This is a genomic window from Variovorax sp. PvP013 (genome assembly GCF_050435945.1).
In the GTDB taxonomy this organism is placed as follows: domain Bacteria; phylum Pseudomonadota; class Gammaproteobacteria; order Burkholderiales; family Burkholderiaceae_C; genus Variovorax.
Window position 1 is genome coordinate 78660 of the sequence record NZ_JBNDLF010000005.1, and the last position, 23299, is coordinate 101958.

Consider the following 23299-nt stretch of genomic DNA (forward strand, 5'->3'; position numbering starts at 1 on the left):
CCCCAATCACTATCGGAGACGACAACCATGGCAAATCCCGCGACAGACCACGAGCCTTCGGGCCGGCACCAGACCAAGAAGGCCACCGCCAGCGGCTGGATCGGCTCGGCGCTCGAGTACTACGACTTCTTCATCTACGCCACCGCGGCGGCGCTGATCTTTCCGCAGATCTTCTTCCCCAAGGGCGACCCGAAGACCGCCATCATCGCCTCGCTCGCGACCTACGGCGTGGGCTACATCGCGCGCCCGATCGGCGCGGCGGTGCTGGGCCACTGGGGCGACACCCACGGCCGCAAGCAGGTGCTGGTGATCTGCATGTTCCTGATGGGCTTCTCGACCGTGGCCGTCGGCCTGCTGCCGACCTACGACCAGGTCGGCCTGCTGGCCCCGTTCCTGCTGGTGCTGCTGCGCCTGGTGCAGGGCTTCGCGGTCGCCGGCGAGATCTCCGGTGCCAGCTCGATGATCCTGGAGCACGCGCCCTTCGGTCGCCGCGGCTTCTTCTCCAGCTTCACGCTGCAGGGCGTGCAGGCCGGCCAGATCATGGCGGCGGCGGTGTTCCTGCCGCTGGCGCACTATATGCCCGCCGAACAGTTCAACACCTGGGGCTGGCGCATTCCGTTTCTGCTGAGCTTCATCGTGATCGTGGCGGGCTACATCATCCGCCGTGAAGTCGCCGAGACCCCGGCCTTCACCGACGTCGACGCGTCGGGCAAGGTGCCCAAGGCGCCCCTGATCCAGGCCGTGACCGAGAGCTGGGGCGACATGCTGCGCGTGATGGCCTGCTCGCTGATGAACGTCATCCCGGTGGTGACCACCATCTTCGGCGCCGCCTACGCGGTCCAGCCGGGCTACGGCATCGGCTTCGAGAAGGACGTCTACCTCTGGATCCCGGTGATGGGCAACATCGTCGCCGTGCTGGTGATCCCGTTCGTGGGCAACCTGTCGGACAAGATCGGCCGCCGCATCCCGATCATGGTCGGCGCGGTCGGTTCGGGCCTGCTGTCCTTCGCCTACCTGTACGCGATCAGCATCCACAACGTGCCGATGGCGATCATCTTCTCGCTGCTGATGTGGGGCGTGGTCTACCAGGGCTACAACGCCGTCTTCCCGAGCTTCTATCCGGAGATGTTCCCGACCCGCACCCGCGTCTCGGGCATGGCGATCTCGCAGAACCTGGGCACGGCCGTGACCGCCTTGCTGCCGGCGCTGTTCGTGGCGGTGGCGCCTCCCGGTGCCATGAACATCCCGTTCATGATCGGCTCGATCACGCTGGCCGTCACGATCGTGGCCGCCATCGCCGCCTTCACGGCGCGCGAGACCTACCGCGTCCACATGCTCGACCTGGGCAACAAGAACGCCGTGCCGGTGCCCGAAGCCGAGTACGAGCGCCTGCGCCAGAAGGCCATCGCCGACGGCAAGCTGCCCGACGTCGTCCGCACGGCCTGACGCCTTCCCCACCCCGCACGCGACGGCCCTGCGCCGACGCGTGGCCCCGACTCCCGGCCAGCCTCGTCGCTGCGTCCGGGAGTTTTCACTTGCGCATTCCGATGGGTGCCACGATTGATTTCGTTCATCTTGACATTTCGCAAACAGACGCCCGCATGGGTACTTACACGCGTTGCCAGTTGAAGGGCGCCACCTAGACTTCTCCGGATTAACAAAATAGCTACACAGGAGATGTCCTTGTCAGAAACCCCCTTGACCACCTACCCGGTCGTCGAATCCATCGAGAAGAATGCCCACGTCTCGGGCTTCCCGGCCTACGAAGCCCTGGTGGCCGAGGCCGAGGCCGACCACGGGGCCTACTGGGGCCGCCTGGCGCGCGAGTTCGTCGCCTGGCGCACGCCCTTCACGCGCACCCTGGACGACAGCGCCGCGCCGTTCTTCAAGTGGTTCGACGACGGCACCCTCAACGTCTCCTACAACTGCCTGGACCGCCAGGTCGAACGCGGCCTGGGCGGGAAGACCGCCATCGTCTTCGAGGCCGACGACGGCCAGGTCAGCCGCGTGACCTACGCCGAGCTGCTTTCGCGCACCTGCCGCCTGGCCAACGCCCTGCGCGCACGTGGCGTCGCGAAGGGCGACCGCGTGGTCATCTACATGTCCATGAGCGTGGAAGGCATCGTGGCGATGCAGGCGTGCGCGCGCATCGGCGCGACCCACTCGGTGGTCTTCGGCGGCTTCTCCGCGCAGAGCCTGCGCGACCGCATCGAGGGCGCCGGCGCGGTCATGGTCCTCACCGCCGACGAGCAGCTGCGCGGGGGCAAGCAGCTCCCGCTCAAGGCCATCGTCGACGAGGCCATCGCCCTGGGCGGGTGCGAGTCCGTGCGTGACGTGATCGTCTACCGCCGCACCGGCGGGAACATCGCCTGGCACCCCGAGCGCGACCGCTGGCTGCACGAGGAGACCGCCGCCCAGGCCGAGACCTGCGAGCCCGAGTGGGTGGGCGCCGAGCACCCGCTGTTCCTGCTCTACACCTCCGGCTCCACCGGCAAACCCAAGGGCGTGCAGCATTCGAGCGGCGGCTACCTGCTGCACGCGGCATTGACCACCCAGTGGACCTTCGACCTGCACGACACGGACGTCTTCTGGTGCACCGCCGACATCGGCTGGGTCACCGGCCACACCTACATCGCCTACGGCCCGCTCGCGCTCGGGGCGACGCAGGTGGTCTTCGAGGGCGTGCCCACGTACCCGGACGCCGGGCGCTTCTGGAAGATGATCCAGGACCACCAGGTCACCGTCTTCTACACGGCCCCGACGGCGATCCGCTCGCTGATCAAGGCCGCCGAGGGCAACGCGGCGGTGCACCCCGACCGCTACGACCTCGCGAGCCTGCGCATCCTGGGCTCGGTGGGCGAGCCGATCAACCCGGCCGCCTGGGAGTGGTACCACCGGCACGTGGGCGGCGGGCGCTGCCCGATCGTGGACACCTTCTGGCAGACCGAGACGGGCGGCCACATGATCACGCCGCTGCCCGGGGCCACGCCGATGGTGCCGGGCTCGTGCACATTGCCCTTCCCCGGCATCACCGCGGCCATCGTGGACGAGGCGGGCGCCGACGTGCCCCACGGCCAGGGCGGCATCCTGGTGGTGAAGAAGCCCTGGCCGAGCATGATCCGCACCATCTGGGGCGACCCCGAGCGCTTCAAGTCGAGCTACTTCCCCGCCGAGCTCAAGGGCTACTACCTCGCGGGCGACGGTGCGATCCGCGACGAGAAGACCGGCTACTTCACTATCACCGGGCGCATCGACGACGTGCTCAACGTCTCGGGCCACCGCATGGGCACGATGGAGATCGAGTCGGCGCTGGTGTCGATGACCGACCTGGTGGCCGAGGCGGCGGTGGTGGGCCGCCCGGACGACACGACCGGCGAGGCGATCTGCGCCTTCGTGGTGCTCAAGCGCTCGCGCCCCACGGGCGAGGAGGCCAAGCAGATCGCCGCGCAGCTGCGCGCCTGGGTGGGCAAGGAGATCGGGCCGATCGCCAAGCCCAAGGACATCCGCTTCGGCGACAACCTGCCCAAGACGCGCAGCGGCAAGATCATGCGCCGCCTGCTGCGCTCGGTGGCCAAGGACGAACCCATCACCCAGGACACCTCCACCCTGGAGAACCCGGCCATCCTCGAACAGCTGGCCGAAAGGAACTGAATTGAACACCATGGAAGACGCTCTCTTCAAGCGCATCTCGAGCGATCCGCGCTACATCGAACTCAAGCGCAAGCGCACCCGCTTCGGCTGGTGGCTGACCCTGTCGATGATGGTCGTGTACTACGGCTTCATCATCCTGGTGGCCTTCGACAAGGAACTGCTCTTCAAGCGGCTGGGCGCCGGCGTCACCACGCTCGGCATGCCGATCGGACTGGCCGTCATCGTCTTCACCGTCCTCATCACCGGCATCTACGTGCGCCGGGCCAACAGCGAATACGACGCGCTGACCGAACAGATCGCCCGGGGAGTGAACAAGTGAATTCGAGCCACGCATCGAAACGCTATTTCGGCGGCGCCGCCTGCCTGGCGCTGGCGTCGACCCTGGCGACGGTCGTCCACGCGGCCGGCGCCGACCTCGGCCAGGCGCAGAAGCAGGCCACCAACTGGACAGCGATCGGCATGTTCGCCGCCTTCGTGGTGGCGACGCTGTTCATCACCAAGTGGGCGGCGGCCAAGACCAAGAGCGCGTCGGACTTCTACACCGCCGGCGGCGGCATCACCGGCTTCCAGAACGGGCTGGCGATCGCCGGCGACTTCATGTCGGCGGCGTCGTTCCTGGGCATCTCGGCGGCCGTGATGGTCGGCGGCTTCGACGGCCTGATCTACTCGATCGGCTTCCTGGTGGGCTGGCCGGTGGTCACCTTCCTGCTGGCCGAGCGGCTGCGCAACCTGGGCAAGTTCACCTTCGCCGACGTGGCGGCCTTCCGGTTCGAGCAGAAGCCGGTGCGCGTGTTCGCCGCCTCCGGCACGCTGGTCGTGGTGGCGTTCTACCTGATCGCGCAGATGGTGGGCGCCGGGCAGCTGATCAAGCTGCTGTTCGGGCTGGAGTACTGGATCGCGGTGGTCATCGTCGGCGCGCTGATGATGGTCTACGTGCTCTTCGGCGGCATGACGGCCACCACCTGGGTGCAGATCATCAAGGCCTGCCTGCTGCTGGCCGGGGCGAGCTTCATGGCGTTCATGGTGCTGCTGCATTTCGGCTTCAGCCCCGAGGCGATGTTCGCCAAGGCGGTGGAGATCAAGACCGGGATCGCCCGGGCGGCGGGCAAGACGCCCGAGGTGGCGGCGGCCGAAGGCTTCTCCATCATGGGCCCGGGCGGCTTCATCAAGGACCCGATCTCGGCCATCAGCTTCGGCATGGCGCTGATGTTCGGCACCGCCGGGCTGCCGCACATCCTGATGCGCTTCTTCACGGTGCCCAACGCCAAGGAAGCGCGCAAGTCGGTGCTGTGGGCGACGACGTGGATCGGCTACTTCTACATCCTGACCTTCATCATCGGCTTCGGCGCCATCACCTTCGTGCTGACGAACCCCGAATTCCTCGACGGCAAGGGCGGGCTGCTCGGCGGCGGCAACATGGCGGCGGTGCACCTGGCCAAGGCGGTGGGCGGCAACGTGTTCCTGGGCTTCATCTCGGCCGTGGCCTTCGCCACCATCCTGGCGGTGGTCGCCGGCCTGACGCTCTCGGGCGCCTCGGCGGTGTCGCACGACATCTACGCCACGGTCATCAAGAAGGGCCAGGTCGACAGCAAGTCCGAGCTGAAGGTCTCGCGCATCACGACGGTGGCGCTGGGCATCATCGCGGTGGTGCTGGGCATCGCCTTCGAGAAGCAGAACATCGCCTTCATGGTGAGCCTGGCGTTCGCCATCGCGGCGTCGGCCAACTTCCCGGTGCTGCTGATGTCGGTGCTGTGGAAGGACTGCACCACGCGCGGCGCGGTCATCGGCGGCTTCCTGGGACTGATCTCCTCGGTGGTCCTGACGATCGTCTCGCCAGCGGTGTGGGAGGCCACGTTGGGCCATCCGAAGGGCTCGGCCCTGTTCCCTTACGCGTCGCCGGCGCTGTTCTCGATGACCATCGGCTTCGTCGGCATCTGGCTGTTCTCGATCCTGGACAAGAGCCCGCGCGCGGCGCAGGACCGCGCCGGCTTCCTGCCGCAGCAGGTGCGCTCGGAGACCGGCATCGGTGCCTCGGGCGCGTCGGGTCACTGACGCACGAGGCCCTCACCGGGCAAGCCGATGGCCCCGGTGGGTCGACGCGGAGAGGTTCCGCCATCGGCCCGCCGGGGCCTTTTCCATGGCGCGGGCCGATCTAGATCACGTCGACCGGCGAGGTCAGCACACGGCGGTAGCGGTCCATCAGCTCGGGTTCGACGCCGAGCCAGCGCGCGACGACCGTCGGCGCGACGCCGCGGCGCAACTGTCTCAGGGCGAAGGTGTGGCGCAGTTGGAAGGAGCCGCCCTCGGTCCGGTCGAGCCCGGCGTTCTCCAGCACGCCCATCGCACAGCGGTACTGCGCCTCCTTCGGCCAGGGCCGGCCCGAGCGGGTGGCGGGGAACAGGAGGTCGCCCTGGATGCGCGCCTCGACGCGCACCTGCAGCCAGTACTGGAGCAGCTCGGCGGCCCAGGACGCCAGCGGCGTCTCGCGCGGCGTCGAGCTGCCGTTGCCGGGCACGGCGATCTTCCGGGGCCGGGGGCGAGCGCCGAACCCGGTCGACGCGATCGGCGAGGCGAGCGTGAGCGTGCGGACGTCGCCCGGCGTCAGCCCGCCGCCGAGCTGCAAGGCCACCGCCGTGCGGTCGCGCAGTTCCTGCCAGGTGAAGGCGACATGGCTGTTGCGCCGCGACGGCGACAGGCCGGGCCGCGGACGGGCGCTGGAGACGAACGTGATCAGCAGGCGCGCTTCGGCGACGGAGAGGAATTCAGGCAGCGGGTCGCCCTGGGCCGCGTCGGCGAAGCGCACCTCCGGCCGCGAGGCGATCCAGTCGGCCGCCGCCGTGTTGACGGGCGTGCCGGTCTGCCGCGCATGGTGCCTGAGGACGCGATCGACCAGGCGCACGAGCCGCAGCGCGTGCCGGGGCGACAGCGACAGGTCGGTGTTGCGGCGTCCGAAGCGGGCGGCCTGGAACGCCTGCAGATCCTCCAGGGTCAGCGCCGACAAGGGCCGCTGCGGAACACGGCCGAGGCACCAGGCCATGAAGGCGTCCCACATGTCCCGGTAGACCTGGACCGACGCGGGCTGCCGCAGATCGCCCGTCGCGCGCTTGTCGTCGAGCCAGCGTCCGAAGGCGACGCGATAGGTTTCCTCGACCGGGGTTTCGTCGAAAAGGGAAGGAGTGAACATGCCGTCAGGTTAACGTCATCGGTCGTCGAACAGGCTCCACGGTCCTTTCGGAAAGGCGCGCATTGACAGGGCGGAAGGACGAATCGACGTCGTCACATTCCCAATATCGTCTCGCCCTGATACAAAGGCATACCTCCACACCACGTCCCTCGGGAACCCCGTTCCCGCGTGCCGGCTTCGGCAATGACCATCCTCTCCAATCTGGACCTGCTTCTGCGGGTTCCCCTGTTCGCCTCGCTGACTCCGACGCAGGCCCAGGTCGTCGCCGACGCCATCGTCAAGAAGCGCTACAAGAAGCGCGAACTGATCGTGGAGCAGGGCAAGTCCTCGGAAGCGCTCTACATCATCCTCACCGGCCGCGCCCAGGTCCTGAGCACCGACGGCCGGGGTCGCGAAGTGATCTTCTCCCTCCTGCAGCAGGGCGACTATGTCGGCGAGATGAGCCTGATCGACGACGAGCCGCATTCCGCGACCGTGCGCACGGAAACGGACACGGACGTGCTGGTACTCGATCGCGAAGCGTTCTGGCATTGCCTGCCTGACACCTCGTCGATGACGCACAACATCATGCGGGTGCTGGTGCATCGGCTGCGCGCGGCCGACCGAAAGATCGAGTCGCTGGCGCTCATGGACGTCCACGGTCGCATCGCGCGCTTGCTGATCGAATTCGCCGTCGACGACGGGCAGGGCGCCTTGGTGATCCGCGACAAGATCTCGCGCCAGGACCTCGGCAAGATGGTCGGCGCGTCTCGGGAAATGGTCAGCCGCGTCATGAAGTCGCTCGAAGACCGCGGCTTCGTGCAGACATTGCCGGACGGGTCGATGCTGGTCCGGGAGCATGTCATGTTCGCCAATTGACCGAGCCGTCGAGTTGACGGCACGTCTCGATCGCTCCGTCAAGCGCAACATCGTCGACGGATCGTCGTCGACCTGCCGGCGGCTCGCTCAACGTCGTCTGGAGGGCTGGAGCGCCCAGACGACCAGCGCCGCGGCGCCGACCGCCAGCGCCACCTTCGACGCCTGCGCCGCGCTCGGGCTCATCGCAGCGCGGAAGCCGCCATCGACGGCGTTGCCGCGCGACGGCTCGTAGAGATTGCCATCCGTCTCGTCGGCCGGGGTCGAGCGCTCGAGTGCCCGGCCCGTCACCCACATCATCGCCTTGCCGACCCAGCCCGGGACCAGTGCCTGTGCCACGATGCCCGGCCACGCGGGCGCGCCGACGTACACCTTGTGCTGCGGGCGACTCGCCAGCGACACGACCACCGACGCGATGCGCCGGGGGTCGATCAGCGGCGGCGGCGGCTTGATCCGGCGTCCCGTGTAGTTGGCGCCGTGCGTGATGCCGGGCGTGTCGACGAAGGTGGGGTAGATCTCGCACACGTGGATGTCCGGTGTCGCCGAGAGCTCGGCACGCAACGCTTCGCTGAAGCCGCGCAGTCCGAACTTGGCGGCCGTGTACGCGGTCGCGTAAGGAGAGGGGACCCAGCCGCCCAGCGAGATCATGTTGACGAGCGTGCCGTGACCCTGGGTGCGGAAGTGCGGCAGGATGGCGTGCGCGCCGTGCATGTGACCCAACAGGTTCGATTCGACGACGCGGCGATGCGCCTCGATCGGCGTCTCGTCGAACAGGCCGACCGCACCGACGCCGACGTTGTTGAACCACACGTCGACATGCCCGAAGTGCGCGATGGCGTGGTTGGCGAGGGCGCGCACGGCCGCCGCGTCGGTGACGTCGGTCGGCACGACCAGGGCGCGTCCGCCGAGGGTTTCGCATTCGTCGGCGATGGGCTGCAGCGTGTCCTCGCTGCGTGCGGCGAGGACCACGTGATGGCCTCGTTCGGCGAAGGCGAGGGCGGTGGCGCGGCCGATGCCGCTGGAGGCGCCGGTGATCACCACGACCTTGGGGGCGAACCACTGCGCTGCGAGCGCAGCCGATGAAAGGGGGCGGGCGTCGAGATCCATGAGTCTTCCATTGAATTTGAGAGAGGATGCACGGGCGGGCCGGAAGGACCGGGTCCGCGCGTACACGTCGAGTCCGCAGGGGATGCCGGCCTGCGAACGGAAGAAGAATCTCTTACGAAAATGCGCGGGTCAGGTGTAGGACGCATCGGGGTCCTGGAGCAGGGATGCCGCGCGCCGGAAGCGGCGTGGATCGGGACTGCGTCGGCGTGCCGTTCCCAGAAAGCAAGGACGAAGGACGGAAGTCCGGGACGAGTCGCTGCGACGCCATGCGAACGTTCCTCGCGCCGGATGCGATGAGTCCGGCGCGATCTCGGCGTTATTTGGGACCTTTGCGCATCCGGGCGCGCACTGCCAGATACCCTGCCGACCACGCCGCCGCCGCGTCGCGATGCGGCTCGCTGAAATGCTGGGGGACATAGCTCAGAAGATCGTCCGAAGACGATGTCTCTTCGAGCAGGATCCAGTGGAATTCGCCTGCTTCGAGTTCCTTGACCGCCAATGCCAGTGAAGAAGTATTGCTCATGGTCTACAGTGATCCTGAAAACCTGAATTTTTCTTCTTAAGTATTCAGCGTCCTAGGCAACAGTGCACAGATACGGCGCTTCCACACGATCAGAACGCCGAAACGAGACAAATTCCGGCTCCGCTTCACATGCACATCGTGGGCACATCACGCAGTCCTACACAGCGAGCAGAAGAACAGAGGGGCGAGGGGCGAGGGGCGAGGGGCGTTGCAATCTTCAATTCTCGAGCGCGGCGTGATTGTTCATCCAGGCGCCGGCGGCGGACCCGGATGTTCCAAGGTCGCCGTCGCCGCGTACCACGTCGCGTAGGGCGTGGTACGCGCCATGTGACGATTGAGATCCGGCGCCCCGTCGTCCCACCAGACCGGACCACGTTCCCCCAGCAGGTGTTTGGCTTCGTCGACCTGCCGGCGGGCCGCTCGCAGGCCTTCGGCATCGCCGGCACGCTGCGCCATGCCGACGGCCCGCCGGGCCTGCATGAGCAGGACGACGTGAGCGGCGCGTGCGTCGGGCGGCAGGTGGGGATCGGAAGCGCGCCACAGACGCCCCCGAACGACGATGTACCGGCCGTCGGGTGTGTGTAGAACGGGACGAGGCGTGCGTTCGACGGCCTTCGCAGGTGCTTCTGAACTCATTTCATGAACTTGATATTAGGCTAACGGGTTGGATGTCGCATGGGATATTGCTTCATTGAGGTTCTATGTTTCAGTGTTTGGAAAAATATGTTTCTATTGATATTCCATATTTCACTGAATGGCAATTAGCAAATCCTAATCGCGTTAGCTTATAAATTTCTGTCGAAGCACATCGGCATGCCGCCATGACGTCCAACGAAAAGCGTCCGAGTAGCGATGCGTGCCAAAACCGCGCGGCTTATATCTCAACCTGAGATTTACTTTGAAAAATACAATAAAGCTTATGTTAACTTGAATGTATTTCTTGATCGGCAGTCGACGCGATTTCATTCGATCTTCTAAAGACCACAAGGGGCCAACGGTCCTTCCGCGATCATCTCCACGGCACGCTGGTCAGATGCACGGCCAGAGTTGCCGCACGCCCTGCCGATTGGCGAATCGGATGACAGCCGATATTCCTGCGTTCGACGCACGATGTCCTGGTTCGCCGGGCCTGAAGCGCGAAGGGATCGCTGCGGGCATCCGGATTGCCCCGCATCGTCGCATGACGCGCCACGCAGGTCCCAGCGCCTGGCTACCCATCGGTTCGCTGCTCCAACTGTCGATTGCTGCAATGCTGCTGCTCGCAGCCTGGGCGGCCGTGCCCACCCAGACCCGGCCCATCGCCGATGCCGCTCTCCCGCCCGAAGGCACGCCCGAACTCGCTCGACTCGTTCACGCCGGACGTCGGCTCGCCATGGCCGACTGCGTCGCCTGCCACAGCGCCGACGGCGGACGGCCTTTCGCGGGTGGCGTCGCACTGGACACGGCGCTGGGCACGATCTATTCGACCAACATCTCGCCGGATCCGCAGGCCGGCATCGGTCGCTACACGCTCGACGATTTCGATCGCGCGGTACGGCATGGCATCGCCCGCGACGGCCAGACGCTGCGTCAGGCCATGCCCTATCCCCGCTACGCACGGCTTTCCGACGCCGACACGAAGGCGCTCTATGCCTTCTTCATGCATGGCGTCGAGGCGGCGCCGGATGTCAACCGGCCGGCCGACGTCGCCTGGCCGTTGTCGATGCGCTGGCCCCTGGCGATCTGGCGAAAGACCTGTGCCGTATCGCGATCCGACGGCGCCCCATGACGGCGGCGACGCATCGCACGCGCCGATGGCTCCCCCCGCCCCGGTGCCCTGGCGCGTCGAGACGCGCGACCCTGGGCAGGATGCGAGCCTCCCGGCCCCACGTCATCGAACCGAGTCTGCGGGCGGCGTCGTCCGGTCGATGAGGCGGTCGGCGTAGGCCTCCCAGGGCGCGTCGGCCGCCAGTCCGTCGAAGACGCCCTCGCGCGCCAGGCGTGCGATCTCGTCCTGCTTCTCGGCGATGGCGCCAGCCATGGTCGGCGCGAAACCGGCTTCCTGCACGGTGCGCGCGGCCTCGCGCAGTTCCTCGGCGCGGCGCTTGCCGTGCTGCACGACGCGGCTGAAGAAGTACGCGCCCTGGCGGTCCCAGTCGATCTGCGGGAAGGTCTCCCTCAGCGTCGGGAGCACGTGGGCCTCGACGCCGTAGCGGCGCGCGGTCGTGTAGCTCTCGATGACCAACGCCTCCAGCCCCTTGATCATGACGCTGCGGCTCATCTTGATGGCCGAGGCGATGCCCAGCCGGTCGGACACGACCTGCGCGTCCATGCCCCAGCCGCTCAGCATTTCGGCGAGCGCGGCCGCCTTCGCGCCGCCCAGCAGCATCGGCACGCGGATGCCGTAGGGCGGCACGGAGGTCATGACGCCGGCCTCGACGTAGTCGACGCCCACGGCCTGCAGCGCGTCGGCGCACTGCCGCTTGGTGCCGGGCGAGGCGGAGTTGAGGTCCAGGAAGCGGCTGCCGGCGCGCGCGTGCCGTGCCGCCTCGCGCGCCACGTCCAAGGTGTCGGACGCCGTCACGGCCGAGATCAGCAGGTCGGCGCGCGCGCACAGCGCCGCCATGTCGGCCTCGGCCCGGATGCCGTCGCGCCCGGCGGCCGCGCGAAGCTCCTCGCCCGTGGCCGGATCGGTGAACTTCAGGTCCCAGGCGTGGACGCTGTCGATGCCGTCCTTGCCGAGCAGGCCGCGGGCGAAGATGCCGCCGACCTCGCCGAAACCGATGATGCCCAGTGCGATGCCCATGACGTGTCGTCTCCTCGTGTATGCAGATGTGCGGGGTTCAGTCGGCCTTGACGCGGCCGGACTGGATGACGGGCTTCCAGCGACCGATCTCGCGGCGGATCAGTTCGCCGAAGGCCTCGGGCGTCGTCGGCGTCGCCTCGGCGCCCTCGCTGCGCAGGCGCTCGGCCAGCTCGGGCGAGGCCAGCGACTGGTTGATGGCCGTGTTGAGCTTGGCGACGACGGCGCCCGGCGTGCCGGCGGGGGCGACGACGCCGTACCACTGGTCGGCCTCGAAGTCGGCGTAGCCCGACTCGGCCACCGTCGGCAGCTGCGGCAGGGCCGCCATGCGCTGCGCCGACGACACCGCCAGCGCGCGCAGCTGGCCGGCCTTGACCTGCGGCATCACGGCCGGCGCGCCGGTGAACATGACCTGGATCTGGCCGCCCGCGAGGTCGGTGACCGCCGGCGCGGTGCCGCGGTAGGGCACGTGCACCATCTGGCTGCCGGTCCTGAGGTTGAAATACTCGCCCGCCAGGTTGGCCGCGCTGCCGTTGCCGCCCGAGCCGTAGTTGAAGGTGCCCGGCCGCGCCTTCGCCAGCGCCACCAGTTCGGCCACCGTCTTGGCCGGCACCGACGGATGCACCACCAGGACGTTGGGCACCCGGGCCACCCACGCCACCGGCGCGAAGCTCCTGACCGGGTCGTAGGGCAGCTTCGGATAGAGCGACGGATTGACCGCCAGGGTGCCGATGTGGCCCATCAGCAGCGTGTACCCGTCCGGCGCGGCGCGCGCCACCCGCTCGGCGCCGATGGCACCGCCCGCGCCGGGCACGTTGTCGACGATCACGGGCTGCCCCCAGGCCTGCGTCAGCTTCTGGCCGATGGCGCGCGCCAGGATGTCGGTCGAGCCGCCGGGGGTGAAGGGCACGACGATGCGGATCGGCGCGCTCGGGTAGTCGCGGACCGACGCGGCCGCCGGCGCCGAGGTCGCGACCTGGGCCGACGCGACCGCGGCGCAGGCCGCCAGGCCCACGGTCGAGGCGATCCTCGCGAGCCTGGCGATCCGCGTGGATCGGGCGGCGACACCGGCTTCGGGGGCTCCGGACGACGGATGAAACGGACGACGTGAGAGGGTCATGAAGGGGTGGCGCGATGCGGACGAGCGGGCGGCCTGGCGGCCGGAGGCCCGGACTGTGGCGCGAAGCCGCCACGCATGCAATCGCGCGCGCGCACTGGCTGCTATGCCGCGCCGCTATACCACCTGCCTCGCCCTGCCCTTGCACGCCTCCGGCCCCGGACCGCGCCGTCCGGAGGCGTTCCGGATCGACGCCGGATCACCGATCCCCGCCGGCCACGTCGTCGGCCAGCAGCGCCAGCGTCGCGGCGTCGCGCACGCCGGCGTAGAAATGCGCCAGCACGGTGCCGAAGACCGGCTCCCGCGGCAGCGCGACCTCGAACAGCGTCATGCACGAACACAGCTTCAGGTCGTCGGGCGAGCCGAAGATCCGATGCGCGTCGAGATGCCGGTGGGCGAGCACGGCCTCGCTGCAGGCCTTCAGCCGCGGGCCCAGCACCGGATGCGCCCCGTACGCCCTCGCCGTCCGGAGGTCGGCCAGGCCGTAGAAGCGCGCGGTGTCGCTGCGCCCCAGCCCCGCGAGCTGCGGAAAGACGAACCACATCCAGTGGCTGCGTTTCCGTCCGGCGGCCAGTTCCGCCATGACCTGCGCGTGGACGCGGTCCTGGGCCTGCACGAAGCGATCGAGGTCATCGGACGGGCCGAACGCCGAAGATCGGTGACCAGGAGGAGAATGTTCGTTGCCAATCATGGACCACCTCTCATTGAAATTGGGGTTTACGATCATGCGGGATTCGAGGTCGATCGTTCCGACGTCGCGACCTCTTCTGTAGCCGGCACTCCCGGCGAACCCCTGCATTCGCACCTTCGGGCATGCCGAATGCCCAGCCACCACCGATCCAGGTTTCTTTTTAGCTCATGACCCATCCAGATACCTTTTCCTCCGCGCGTCCCACCCCGCCCTGGCGCTGGGCCTACCGCTCGGTGGCCGCCCTGTGCGCCCTGTTCGGCCTGGCGTTCCTCTTCGGCGGCGCCTACCTGGCCCGGCTGGGCGGGAGCTGGTACTTCGCCGTCGCCGGCGTCGTCCTGCTGGCGGCGGCCACGCACCTCTGGCGCGGGCGTCCGAGCGGCGCCTGGCTGTACGCGGTCGTGCTCGCCGGCAGCGCCGTGTGGGCGGTGTGGGAAGCGGGCTGGCAGTTCTGGCCGCTGGTCTCGCGCTTGTTCGCGCTCGGCGTGCTGGGCTTCCTGGTGGCGCTGGTCGTGCCGCTGCTGCCGGTCTCGACCGGTACCCGGCGCCGGGGCGGCTGGGGCGTCGCCGCCGTGCTGGCGGTCGCGCTGGCGGCCGGCTTCGCCGGCATGTTCGTGCCGCACGCGCCGGTGGTGGCCGACGGCACCGGCCCCAGCCTCACGCCGGTCGATCCGGCCCGCGCGCAGAAGGACTGGGCGCACTACGGCAACACGCCCGGCGGCAGCCGCTTCGCCGCGCTCGACCAGATCCGCCGCGACAACGTGAAGGACCTGCAGGTCGCCTGGACCTACCACACCGGCGACGTCGCCGTGAGCGACGGCAACGGCGCCGAGGACCAGACCACGCCGCTGCAGATCGGCGACCGGGTGTTCCTCTGCACGCCGCACAACGACCTGATCGCGCTCGACGCCGACACCGGCGCCGAGCGCTGGAAGACGCGGATCGACGCCAAGTCCTCGGTCTGGCAGCGCTGCCGCGGCCTGGCGTACTTCGACGCCGCCGTACCCCTGGCCGAGCCGGGCTCCCCGGGCGCGGCCGCCGTGACGCCCGTGGCGGTGGCCCCCGGCGCCAACTGCCAGCGCCGGCTGCTCACCAACACCATCGACGCCCGGCTGATCGCGGTCGACGCCGACACCGGTGCGTTCTGCCAGGGCTTCGGCCGGGACGGCCAGGTCGACCTGAAGGCCGGCCTGGGCGCGGCGCCCGATCCGTTCTACCAGCTGACCTCGCCGCCGCTGATGGCCGGCACCACGGTGGTGGTGGGCGGCCGCGTGGCGGACAACGTGCAGGCCGACATGCCCGGCGGCGTGATCCGCGGCTTCGACGTCGTCACCGGCGCCATGCGCTGGGCCTTCGATCCCGGCAACCCGCAGGACAAGGTCGCGCCCGAGCCCGGCAAGACCTACGCGCGCAGCACGCCCAACGTCTGGGCGCCGATGTCCTACGACCCGGCGCTCAACACCGTCTTCCTGCCCATGGGCAGTCCCTCGACCGACATCTACGGCGTGCGCCGCACCGCGCTCGACCACACCTACGGCGCCTCGATCCTCGCGGTCGACGCCACCACGGGCGCCCAGAAGTGGGTCTACCAGACCGTGCACAACGACCTCTGGGACTTCGACCTGCCGATGCAGCCGAGCTTCGTGGACTTCCCGAATCCGGCGGGCGGCACCGTGCCGGCGCTGGCCATCGGCACCAAGGCCGGCCAGATCTACGTGCTCGACCGCGCCACCGGCGCGCCGCTGACCGAGGTCGCGAACGTGCCGGTCAAGCCCGGCAACATCCCCGACGAGCCCTACTCGCCGACGCAGCCGCTCTCGGTGGGCATGCCGCAGATCGGCGCCCAGCACCTGACCGAGGCGCAGATGTGGGGCGCGACGCCCTTCGACCAGCTGCTGTGCCGCATCGCCTTCAAGAAGATGCGCTACGACGGCCTCTACACCGCCCCCGGCACGGACGTGTCGCTGAGCTTCCCGGGCTCGCTCGGCGGCATGAACTGGGGCGGCCTCTCGACCGACCCGGTGCACGGCTTCGTCTTCGTCAACGACATGCGCCTGGGCCTGTGGATCCGGATGATCCCCGCGACCGGCCGGCAGGCGGCGGCCGGCGGCGGCGAGGCGGTCAACACGGGCATGGGCGCGGTCCCGCTCAAGGGCACGCCCTACGCGGTCGACAAGAACCGCTTCCTGTCGGCCGCCGGCATCCCGTGCCAGGAGCCGCCCTACGGCACGCTCTCGGCCATCGACCTCAAGACCCGCCGGATCGCCTGGCAGGTGCCGGTGGGCACGGTCCGGGACACCGGCCCGCTGGGCATCAAGATGCACCTGCCGATCCCGATCGGCATGCCGACCCTGGGCGGCACGCTCTCGACGCAGGGCGGCCTGGTGTTCATCGCCGGCACGCAGGACTACTACCTGCGCGCCTTCGACTCCGCCACCGGCAAGGAAGCCTGGAAGGCGCGCCTGCCCGTGGGCAGCCAGGGGGGGCCGATGACCTACCGCTCGCCGAAGAGCGGCCGTCAGTTCGTCGTCGTCACCGCCGGCGGCGCGCGCCAGTCGCCCGACCGGGGCGACTACGTGATCGCCTACGCGCTGCCGGCCGACGCGCGCTGAGCGCCCCGGGGGCGTCGCGCTGCGGCCTCACTCCATGCCGGTGGCGCCCAGCACGATGCTCAGGCTGGTCGCCATGGCCTTGACCATGGGCTCCTTCTCGACGTCCATCCATTCGTCGAGCGAGTGGATGCGGCCGCTCTTGTCGGGCGCGCCGCGGCCGATGGTGATGGCCGGGATGCCCAGGCTCATCGGCATGTTGGAATCGGTCGAGCTCCAGCCGTAGACCACCTTGTAGCCACCGGCCTCGATCGCCGCCTTCGCGACCTGCACCAGGGGCGACTTGACGTCGGTGCTGCCGGCCGGCCGGTCGCCGATCAGCTTGGCCTCGACGGTCACCTTGCCCTCCTTGGTGGAGCGCGCGAAGTTCTCGCCGTCGGCCGCGTCCTGGACGATCTTGAGCAGGCGGTCCTCGACGCGCTTGAGTTCGGCGACGGATTCGGAGCGCATGTCGACCTCCATCCAGCTCTCCACGGGAATGGAGTTGACCGACGTGCCGCCGCCGATCAGGCCGATGCTGTAGGTGGTCTTGGGCGCGGCGGGCACCTGGATGCGGGAGAACGCCGCAGCGGCCTCGGCCTGCGCGAACATCGGATTGACGACGCCGAAGGCGTTGAAGCTGTGGCCGCCCGGACCGGCGAAGGTCACGCGGTAGCGCTTGGAGCCGACGCCGCCGTGCGTGATGCGGTTGATGTCGCCCGACTCGACCGAGAAGAAGGCCTTGATGCGGTCCTTGTACGGACCCTTGGTGAACAGGTGGCGCACGCCGCGCAGGTCGCCGGGGCCTTCCTCGCCGACCGTGCCGACGAACAGGATGCCGTCGCGCGTGCCGATGCCCGCCGCCTTCATCGCGCGCACGAAGCCCAGCAGCACCGACATGCTCATGGTGTCGTCGCCGATGCCCGGGGCCGACAGCCGCGTGCCCTGGCGCTTGACCTTGACGTCGGTGCCGGCCGGGAAGACGGTGTCCATGTGGGCCGAGACCACCACCACCTTGCCGTCGCCGCGCGTGCCCTTGCGCAGGCCGGTCACGTTGCCCTCGGCGTCGATCTGCACGTCGGCGAGGCCGACGGCCTTGAGCATCTTCTCGAACTCCTGCGCGCGGGCCTTCTCGCCGAAGGGCGGCGACGGGATCTCGGTGAGCCTGATGCCGTCCTCGACGATGCGGCCGTGCTCCTGGTCGAGCGTGGCGACGGCGGTTCTGAAGGCCGGGCTGGCGAGGATGCGCTGGACGTCGGCGGCGGGATCGGCGGCCGGCTGCGCCATCGCGGTGGTCGTCGCCGTCAGCACGGCGCATACTGCGAGGATTGACGGCGACCGCATCGGTCGACGGAGGGTGGAAGGAACGGCGCAGGAGCGAGACGGTCGGGAGGTCATGGAGCGCGATGCCGGTGAGGAAAGCCGATGGAGGGGACGAATTTCGCTTATAGCAAATCGATTCTCATGGGAGAAACCCGCACGGCACCGTCGCGAGGCCCCCGCCCGACCCGCCTCAACCCGCCGACGTGCCGCCGGACGCCCCACCCACGAAACGCGCGCGCCCCGCCCCGGCGGCGGCGATCACCAGCGCGATGCCGATCGCGACGAACAGCACCGCCGAGGCGCGGAAGTCGCCGGTCCAGGCGCGCAGTAGGCCGACCAGCAGCGGGCCGCAGCCGGCCGCGACGAGGTAGCCGACGCCCTGCGCCATGCCGGAGAGCTGCGCCGCGACCCGGGCGTCGGACGAGCGCATGACGATCAGCGTCAGCGCCAGGGCGAAGGTGCCGCCCTGCGCGATGCCCAATGCCACCGCCCAGACCCAGATGCCGCCGAGCGGTGCGAACATGCAGGCCAGCATCGCCGCCAGCGTCAGCACCGACAGCCCGACCGCCAGCGCCACCTGGTCGCGCCAGCGTGCCGCCAGCGCCGGCAGGATCAGACAGATGGCCAGCTGCGTGAGCACCGACACGGACACCACGTAGCCGGCGGTCGCCGCCGCCAGCCCGCGCTCGCGCAGGATCGGCGCCATCCAGCCCATGACCGAATAGGCCAGCGCGGACTGCAGGCCCATGAACAGCGTCACCTGCCAGGCCAGCGGATCGCGCCACAGGCTCGGCGGCCGGACGTGCGCCACCGCGGCCGAGGGCCGGACCACCGCCAGGGCCTGCGGCGCCCACATCACGGTGGCCACCAGCGCCGGAAGCGCCCACAGCGCCAGCGCGCCGGCCCACTGCGCGCCGACGGCGTGCTGCAGCGGCACCGTCAGCCCGGCGCCGCTGGCCGCGCCGCCGCACACGGCCATGGTATAGAGGCCCATCATCAGCGCGTTGCGGTCGGCGAAGTCGCGCTTGACCAGGCCCGACAGCAGCACGTTGCTCACCGCGATCCCCATGCCCGCGAGCGCCGAGGCGACGAACAGCAGCGGCACGCTGCCGGTGCCGCGCAGGGCCGTGCCGACGGTGATCATGACCATGCAGATCAGCAGCGCCCGCTCCAGCCCCAGCCGCCGGCCCAGCCCCGGCGCCGGCATGGCGAACAGGCCCAGGCAGACGACCGGCAGCGTGGTCAGGGCGCTGGCGCCCGCCGCCGACAGGCCGGTGGCCGCCACGATGTCCGGCAGCACCACCGACAGGCTGGAGAACACCGGGCGCAGGTTGAAGGCGATCAGGACGACCGACAGGCCCAGGAGCAGGCGGCGCTGCGCGCGGCCGTCGGCCGGCGCGCCGGACGGCGCGGCGGCGTTCTCGATCATGGGGTCGGTGTCGGGAGCGGTGACGAGGTCGGCGATGCGGACGGACGCGGTCGACGGACCGGCGCTGCGATCGGGGCGGGGAGGACTCATGGCGCGATGGGCCACGGCGTCGTCCGCGAGGCGGATCGGTCCGTGGCGGGACGGGGATGGAGGGGCATCCTAACGAGAACCCTCCTTTCGCCCTGCGCCGGAGTCGACAGCGCGCCGGGCGCCGCCGACCCGCCGCCGTCGATCACTGCAGGAACGCCGGCTTGGCGTAGCCCTGGAACCTGCCGTCGACCACCGCCTTGAACGCCGGCGAGCGGTAGGCCTCGGCGATGTCCTTCGCCCACGGCGCGTCCTTGTCGGCGCGCTTGACGGCCACGACATTGAGGTAGTGGTCGGGCGTCTTCTCCAGCGCCACGGCCTCGGTCAGCTTCAGGCCCGACGAGATGGCGAAGTTGCCGTTGATGATGGCGTACTCGGTGTCGCCCAGCGAGCGCGGCAGCTGCGCGGCCTCCAGCGGGATGAACTTCAGCTTGCGCGGGTTCTGGTCGATGTCCTTCTCGGACGCGCGGATCGGGTCGATGCCGGCCTTCAGCGTCACGAGCTGGTTCTGCTGCAGCAGCACCAGCGCGCGCGCCAGGTTGCTCGGGTCGTTGGGCAGGGTGAAGCGGTCGCCCTCCTTCGCCTCGGCCAGCGTCTTGCGCTTCGTCGAATAGACGCCCAGCGGCGCGATCGGACCCTGCACCAGTTCGACGATGTCGAGCTTCTGGTCGGCCGCGAACTTGGTCAGGTAGACGCGGTGCTGGAAGAAGTTGGCGTCCAGCGAACCCTGCGCCAGGGCCTGGTTGGGCTGCACGTAGTCGTTGAACTCGACCAGCTTCACCTTGTAGCCCTTCTTTTCCAGGATCGGCACGATGCCCTGCTTGAGCTGGTCGAAGTTGGAGCCGGCGGTGGCGCCGATGACGAGGTCCTTCTTCGCGGACTGGGCGGCGGCGCCGAACGGCAGGGCGCCGAGTCCGAGCGTGGCGGCGACCGACAGGGCGAGGAAGGCGCGGCGCGGGATGGTGTGCTTCATGGGAGGGACTTTCGAAAAGGAAGGGATTCGCGGCGCTTCAGCGCTTGTCGAGGCGGCGCGCCGCCGTGTTGCCGACGATCTGGATGATCTGCACCAGCACCACCAGCACGGCCACGGTCAGCACCATGACGTCGGTCTGGAAGCGGTAGTAGCCGTAGCGGATGGCGAGGTCGCCGATGCCGCCGCCGCCGACCACCCCGGCGATGGCCGAGTACGACAGGAAGCTCACCGCCAGCACGGTGAAGGCCAGCACCAGCCCCGAGCGGGCCTCGACGATCAGCACGCGCCAGATGATCTGCAGCTCGCTCGCCCCCATGGCGTGCGCGGCCTCGATGACGCCGCGCGGCACCTCACGCAGGCACTGGTCGACCAGCCGCGCCAGGTAGGGGATCGCCGCCACCGACAGCGGCACGGCGGCGGCCAGCGGCCCGATGGAGGTGCCCGCGACGATGCGCGTGAAGGGCACCAGCGCGACCAGCAGGATGATGAAGGGGAACGAGCGCACCGTGTTCACGAGCCAGTTCAGCACCAGGAACATCGGCCGGTTGGCCAGCGACTGGCCGGGGCCGAGCAGGAACAGCAGGATGCCCAGCGGCCCGCCGATCAGCAGCGCCGCGCTCAGGCCGATGGCCAGCATCAGGCAGGTCTGACCGATGGCCACGCCCAGCTCGGGGAGGATGGCGACGATGTTCTCAGGCATGGACCGCTCCCCGCAGATCGAGATGACGCACGTCGACGGCGCCACGGGGTTCGTCGGCCAGCGCCTCGCGGGCGTCGCGCTCGCGCCGGCGCACCAGGGCGTCGATCTCGCGGCCGAGCACGGTCAGGCGACCGGCCGCCGGCGACGGGGCATCGACCGCGAACTGCTCGATCAGCTCGCCGCGCTCCAGGATGGCCACGTTCCGGCACAGCGCCTCCACCACCGACAGCTCGTGCGTCACGATGACCACGGTCACGCCCAGCTGGCGGTTGATGTCGCGCAGGGTCTGCAGCAGCTCGCGCGTGGTCTCGCTGTCGAGCGCCGAGGTCGGCTCGTCGCACAGCAGCACCTGCGGGCGCGGCGCGAGCGCGCGGGCGATGGCCACGCGCTGCTTCTGGCCGCCGGAGAGCCGGGCCGGGTAGGCGCCCGCCTTGTCCTCCAGGCCCACCAGCCGCAGGCACTCGCGCACCCGCCCGGCGATCTCGGCACGCGCGTGGCGGCCGTGGATCTTCAGCGGGAAGGCGACGTTGTCGGCGACGGTCGCGTTCTGGATCAGGTTGAACTGTTGGAAGATCATGCCCAGCGTCTGGCGCGTCTCGCGCAGTTCGCGACGCGACAGCGTCGTGAGGTCGCGCCCGCCGACGACGACCTGGCCGGCGTCCGGACGCTCCAGCAGGTTGATCAGGCGCAGCAGGGTCGACTTGCCCGCGCCGCTCTTGCCGATGAGGCCGAAGACGTCGCCGGCCTGGATGTCGAGGGACAGCGAATGGACGGCGTCGAAGGTCGTGCCGTCGGGAAGGGAGAAGGACTTGCGCACGTCGCGCAGGCGGATGACCGGATGGTCGCCGGTCGGTGGAGAGGAGGAGGCAGCGGTCATGGAGGCGAACGATCGGCCGGTCGCGCACGCCGGTGGGCGCGCGAAGCCGGCAGGCCGTTTCCGGCAAAGCCTGCGAGTATGCGAAGAAACGTTCTTCCGGAGAACGACACATTCGCTGTGACCTTATGCATGGACCGAATAAAGCCACACCCGCCCAGCGAGGAGCTATAGAAAACTATAATCCACTGTAATTGGCCATACAGGCCACCGGCGCGGCCCGTCGCATGTCGCCGGACCGAGAGGTGCGCGATGCCGACCCGATTCTTTCCCCGCCCGGACCTGGCCCGCCGCATGGTCGCGGCCATCACGACGCAGGCCGTCGGCTCGGCCTCGTCGTCGGGACTCTTCCTCTCCGCCCCCCGGCGCACGGGCAAGTCGACCTTCGTGCGCGAGGACCTGCGCCCCGCGCTGCAGGCCACCGGCGCCAGCGTGATGTACGTGGACCTCTGGGCCAACCGGAAGGCCGACCCGGGCACGGTCATCGTCGACGCCGTGCGCGCCGAGCTGGCCACGCACGAGGGCCTGGTCCAGCGGCTGGCCAGGTCGGCCGGCATGGACAAGGTGAGCGTCGGCGGCGTCTCGTTCTCGCTCGACCGGGTCGGCCTGGGCAAGGAGATCTCCTTGAGTGCCGCCCTGGCCGCGCTGTCCGACGAGACCGGCCGGATGATCGTGCTGCTCGTCGACGAGGCGCAGCACGCCATCACCACCGAGGGCGGCTACGACGCCCTGTTCGCCCTGAAGGCGGCGAGGGACGAACTCAACAGCTCGCGCCACCACGGACTGCGCATCGTCGCGACCGGCTCCAACCGCGACAAGCTGGCGATGCTGCGCAACAGCAAGGACCAGGCCTTCTTCGGCGCGCCGCTGGTCGAGTTCCCGCTGCTCGGCCCCGACTATGTCGAGTGGTTCTGCCGGGGCGTCGACCTGCTGGCGCCGCTGGACCCGCAGCGCGTCGTGCGGCTGTTCGAGGACGCCGGCCACCAGCCCGAGATCCTCGGCGCGGCCGCCGACCGGCTGCGACTGGATTTCGCGCTGACGGCCCGGGAGACGCCGGCGGCCTTCGAACGCGCGGTGGCCGAGCAGATCGAGGCCGCCGACGCGCAGACCTTGCGGATCGTCCAGGCCCTCACGCCCCTGCAGTCGGCCGTGCTGCGGGTGCTGGCGGCGCAGGGCACCGGCTACGCGCCCTTCGACGCCGCGACGATGGCGCGCTACCGCGGCGTCCTGACGACGATCGCCTCCGGCGAGGACGTCCGCATCGACACGTCGAACGTCCAGCAGGCCCTGGCCGCGCTGCAGGACAAGTCGCTGATCTGGCGGGAGAAGCGCGGCGTGTACGCGCTGGAGGAGGCCGGCACGGCATCGGTGATGCGGCAGGCGGGAATGCTGGACGGCGCGGCCTGAATCCTGCCGAC

20 protein-coding genes are annotated in these 23299 nt (G+C 69.4%); 9 read left to right on the forward strand and 11 right to left on the reverse strand.

Going from position 1 to position 23299, the window contains the following annotated elements:
* Positions 1 to 27: 27 nt before the first annotated feature.
* From ABID77_RS15250 to ABID77_RS15265, 4 genes are all read left to right on the forward strand, one after another.
* Positions 28 to 1446, forward strand: coding sequence for an MFS transporter (locus ABID77_RS15250; protein WP_429597548.1), 1419 nt, complete (start codon positions 28 to 30; stop codon positions 1444 to 1446).
* 231 nt (positions 1447 to 1677) lie between these two features.
* A complete protein-coding gene (gene acs / locus ABID77_RS15255) occupies positions 1678 to 3651 on the forward strand; it encodes an acetate--CoA ligase (RefSeq protein WP_429597551.1) in 1974 nt (657 codons plus the stop codon).
* Positions 3652 to 3661: 10 nt separating this feature from the next.
* Entirely contained in the window at positions 3662 to 3970 is a 309-nt protein-coding gene (locus ABID77_RS15260) for a DUF485 domain-containing protein (RefSeq protein ID WP_429597554.1), read from the forward strand.
* Positions 3967 to 5703, forward strand: a complete 1737-nt coding sequence (locus ABID77_RS15265; RefSeq protein ID WP_429597557.1) for a cation acetate symporter — start codon at positions 3967 to 3969, stop codon at positions 5701 to 5703. The genes ABID77_RS15260 and ABID77_RS15265 overlap by 4 nt, the downstream gene beginning before the upstream one ends.
* 100 nt (positions 5704 to 5803) lie before the next feature.
* Here ABID77_RS15265 and ABID77_RS15270 read toward each other — a convergent pair whose 3' ends face one another.
* Positions 5804 to 6835: a tyrosine-type recombinase/integrase gene (locus ABID77_RS15270; RefSeq protein ID WP_429597560.1), complete on the reverse strand. Its 1032-nt coding sequence runs from the start codon at positions 6833 to 6835 to the stop codon at positions 5804 to 5806.
* A gap of 183 nt (positions 6836 to 7018) precedes the next feature.
* On the opposite strand from ABID77_RS15270, the gene ABID77_RS15275 reads away from it, so the two are divergent.
* The gene (locus ABID77_RS15275; RefSeq protein ID WP_429597563.1) at positions 7019 to 7693 is read left to right on the forward strand and encodes a Crp/Fnr family transcriptional regulator; all 675 of its coding nucleotides are present in this window, start codon (positions 7019 to 7021) and stop codon (positions 7691 to 7693) included.
* Positions 7694 to 7780: 87 nt separating this feature from the next.
* On the opposite strand, the gene ABID77_RS15280 is transcribed toward ABID77_RS15275, so the two are convergent.
* The gene (locus ABID77_RS15280) at positions 7781 to 8797 is read right to left on the reverse strand and encodes an SDR family oxidoreductase (RefSeq protein ID WP_429597566.1); all 1017 of its coding nucleotides are present in this window, start codon (positions 8795 to 8797) and stop codon (positions 7781 to 7783) included.
* Positions 8798 to 9113: 316 nt separating this feature from the next.
* Complete coding sequence (locus ABID77_RS15285) at positions 9114 to 9320, reverse strand: hypothetical protein (RefSeq protein ID WP_429597570.1); 207 nt, start codon at positions 9318 to 9320, stop codon at positions 9114 to 9116.
* A 327-nt stretch (positions 9321 to 9647) separates the two neighbouring features.
* Between ABID77_RS15285 and ABID77_RS15290 the strand changes: the two genes are divergently transcribed.
* Both ABID77_RS15290 and ABID77_RS15295 read left to right on the forward strand, forming a co-directional pair.
* A complete protein-coding gene (locus ABID77_RS15290; protein ID WP_429597573.1) occupies positions 9648 to 9905 on the forward strand; it encodes a hypothetical protein in 258 nt (85 codons plus the stop codon).
* A gap of 664 nt (positions 9906 to 10569) precedes the next feature.
* On the forward strand, positions 10570 to 11088 hold the full coding sequence (locus ABID77_RS15295) for a c-type cytochrome (protein WP_429597576.1): 519 nt from the start codon (positions 10570 to 10572) through the stop codon (positions 11086 to 11088).
* 102 nt (positions 11089 to 11190) lie between these two features.
* Here ABID77_RS15295 and ABID77_RS15300 read toward each other — a convergent pair whose 3' ends face one another.
* The 3 genes from ABID77_RS15300 to ABID77_RS15310 all read right to left on the reverse strand — a co-directional run bounded on the left by ABID77_RS15300 (position 11191) and on the right by ABID77_RS15310 (position 13910).
* The gene (locus ABID77_RS15300; protein ID WP_429597579.1) at positions 11191 to 12105 is read right to left on the reverse strand and encodes a DUF1932 domain-containing protein; all 915 of its coding nucleotides are present in this window, start codon (positions 12103 to 12105) and stop codon (positions 11191 to 11193) included.
* A gap of 37 nt (positions 12106 to 12142) precedes the next feature.
* Positions 12143 to 13222, reverse strand: a complete 1080-nt coding sequence (locus ABID77_RS15305) for a Bug family tripartite tricarboxylate transporter substrate binding protein (protein WP_429597582.1) — start codon at positions 13220 to 13222, stop codon at positions 12143 to 12145.
* 196 nt (positions 13223 to 13418) lie between these two features.
* Entirely contained in the window at positions 13419 to 13910 is a 492-nt protein-coding gene (locus ABID77_RS15310) for a DUF1810 domain-containing protein (protein WP_429597887.1), read from the reverse strand.
* A gap of 167 nt (positions 13911 to 14077) precedes the next feature.
* Between ABID77_RS15310 and ABID77_RS15315 the strand changes: the two genes are divergently transcribed.
* A complete protein-coding gene (locus ABID77_RS15315) occupies positions 14078 to 16519 on the forward strand; it encodes a membrane-bound PQQ-dependent dehydrogenase, glucose/quinate/shikimate family (protein WP_429597585.1) in 2442 nt (813 codons plus the stop codon).
* A 27-nt stretch (positions 16520 to 16546) separates the two neighbouring features.
* On the opposite strand, the gene ABID77_RS15320 is transcribed toward ABID77_RS15315, so the two are convergent.
* From ABID77_RS15320 to ABID77_RS15340, 5 genes are all read right to left on the reverse strand, one after another.
* Positions 16547 to 17806 carry a M20/M25/M40 family metallo-hydrolase gene (locus ABID77_RS15320; RefSeq protein ID WP_429597588.1) on the reverse strand — a complete coding sequence of 420 codons (1260 nt, stop codon included), beginning with the start codon at positions 17804 to 17806 and terminating at the stop codon, positions 16547 to 16549.
* Positions 17807 to 18008: 202 nt separating this feature from the next.
* Complete coding sequence (locus ABID77_RS15325) at positions 18009 to 19337, reverse strand: CynX/NimT family MFS transporter (protein ID WP_429597592.1); 1329 nt, start codon at positions 19335 to 19337, stop codon at positions 18009 to 18011.
* Between the two features lie 142 nt (positions 19338 to 19479).
* Positions 19480 to 20307: a MetQ/NlpA family ABC transporter substrate-binding protein gene (locus ABID77_RS15330; protein ID WP_429597596.1), complete on the reverse strand. Its 828-nt coding sequence runs from the start codon at positions 20305 to 20307 to the stop codon at positions 19480 to 19482.
* Positions 20308 to 20344: 37 nt separating this feature from the next.
* The gene (locus tag ABID77_RS15335) at positions 20345 to 21007 is read right to left on the reverse strand and encodes a methionine ABC transporter permease (protein WP_429597599.1); all 663 of its coding nucleotides are present in this window, start codon (positions 21005 to 21007) and stop codon (positions 20345 to 20347) included.
* On the reverse strand, positions 21000 to 21884 hold the full coding sequence (locus tag ABID77_RS15340; RefSeq protein WP_429597602.1) for a methionine ABC transporter ATP-binding protein: 885 nt from the start codon (positions 21882 to 21884) through the stop codon (positions 21000 to 21002). The genes ABID77_RS15335 and ABID77_RS15340 overlap by 8 nt, the downstream gene beginning before the upstream one ends.
* A 249-nt stretch (positions 21885 to 22133) precedes the next feature.
* Here ABID77_RS15340 and ABID77_RS15345 point away from each other — a divergent pair, with 249 nt between their 5' ends.
* Complete coding sequence (locus ABID77_RS15345; RefSeq protein WP_429597605.1) at positions 22134 to 23288, forward strand: ATP-binding protein; 1155 nt, start codon at positions 22134 to 22136, stop codon at positions 23286 to 23288.
* Positions 23289 to 23299: the final 11 nt, after the last annotated feature.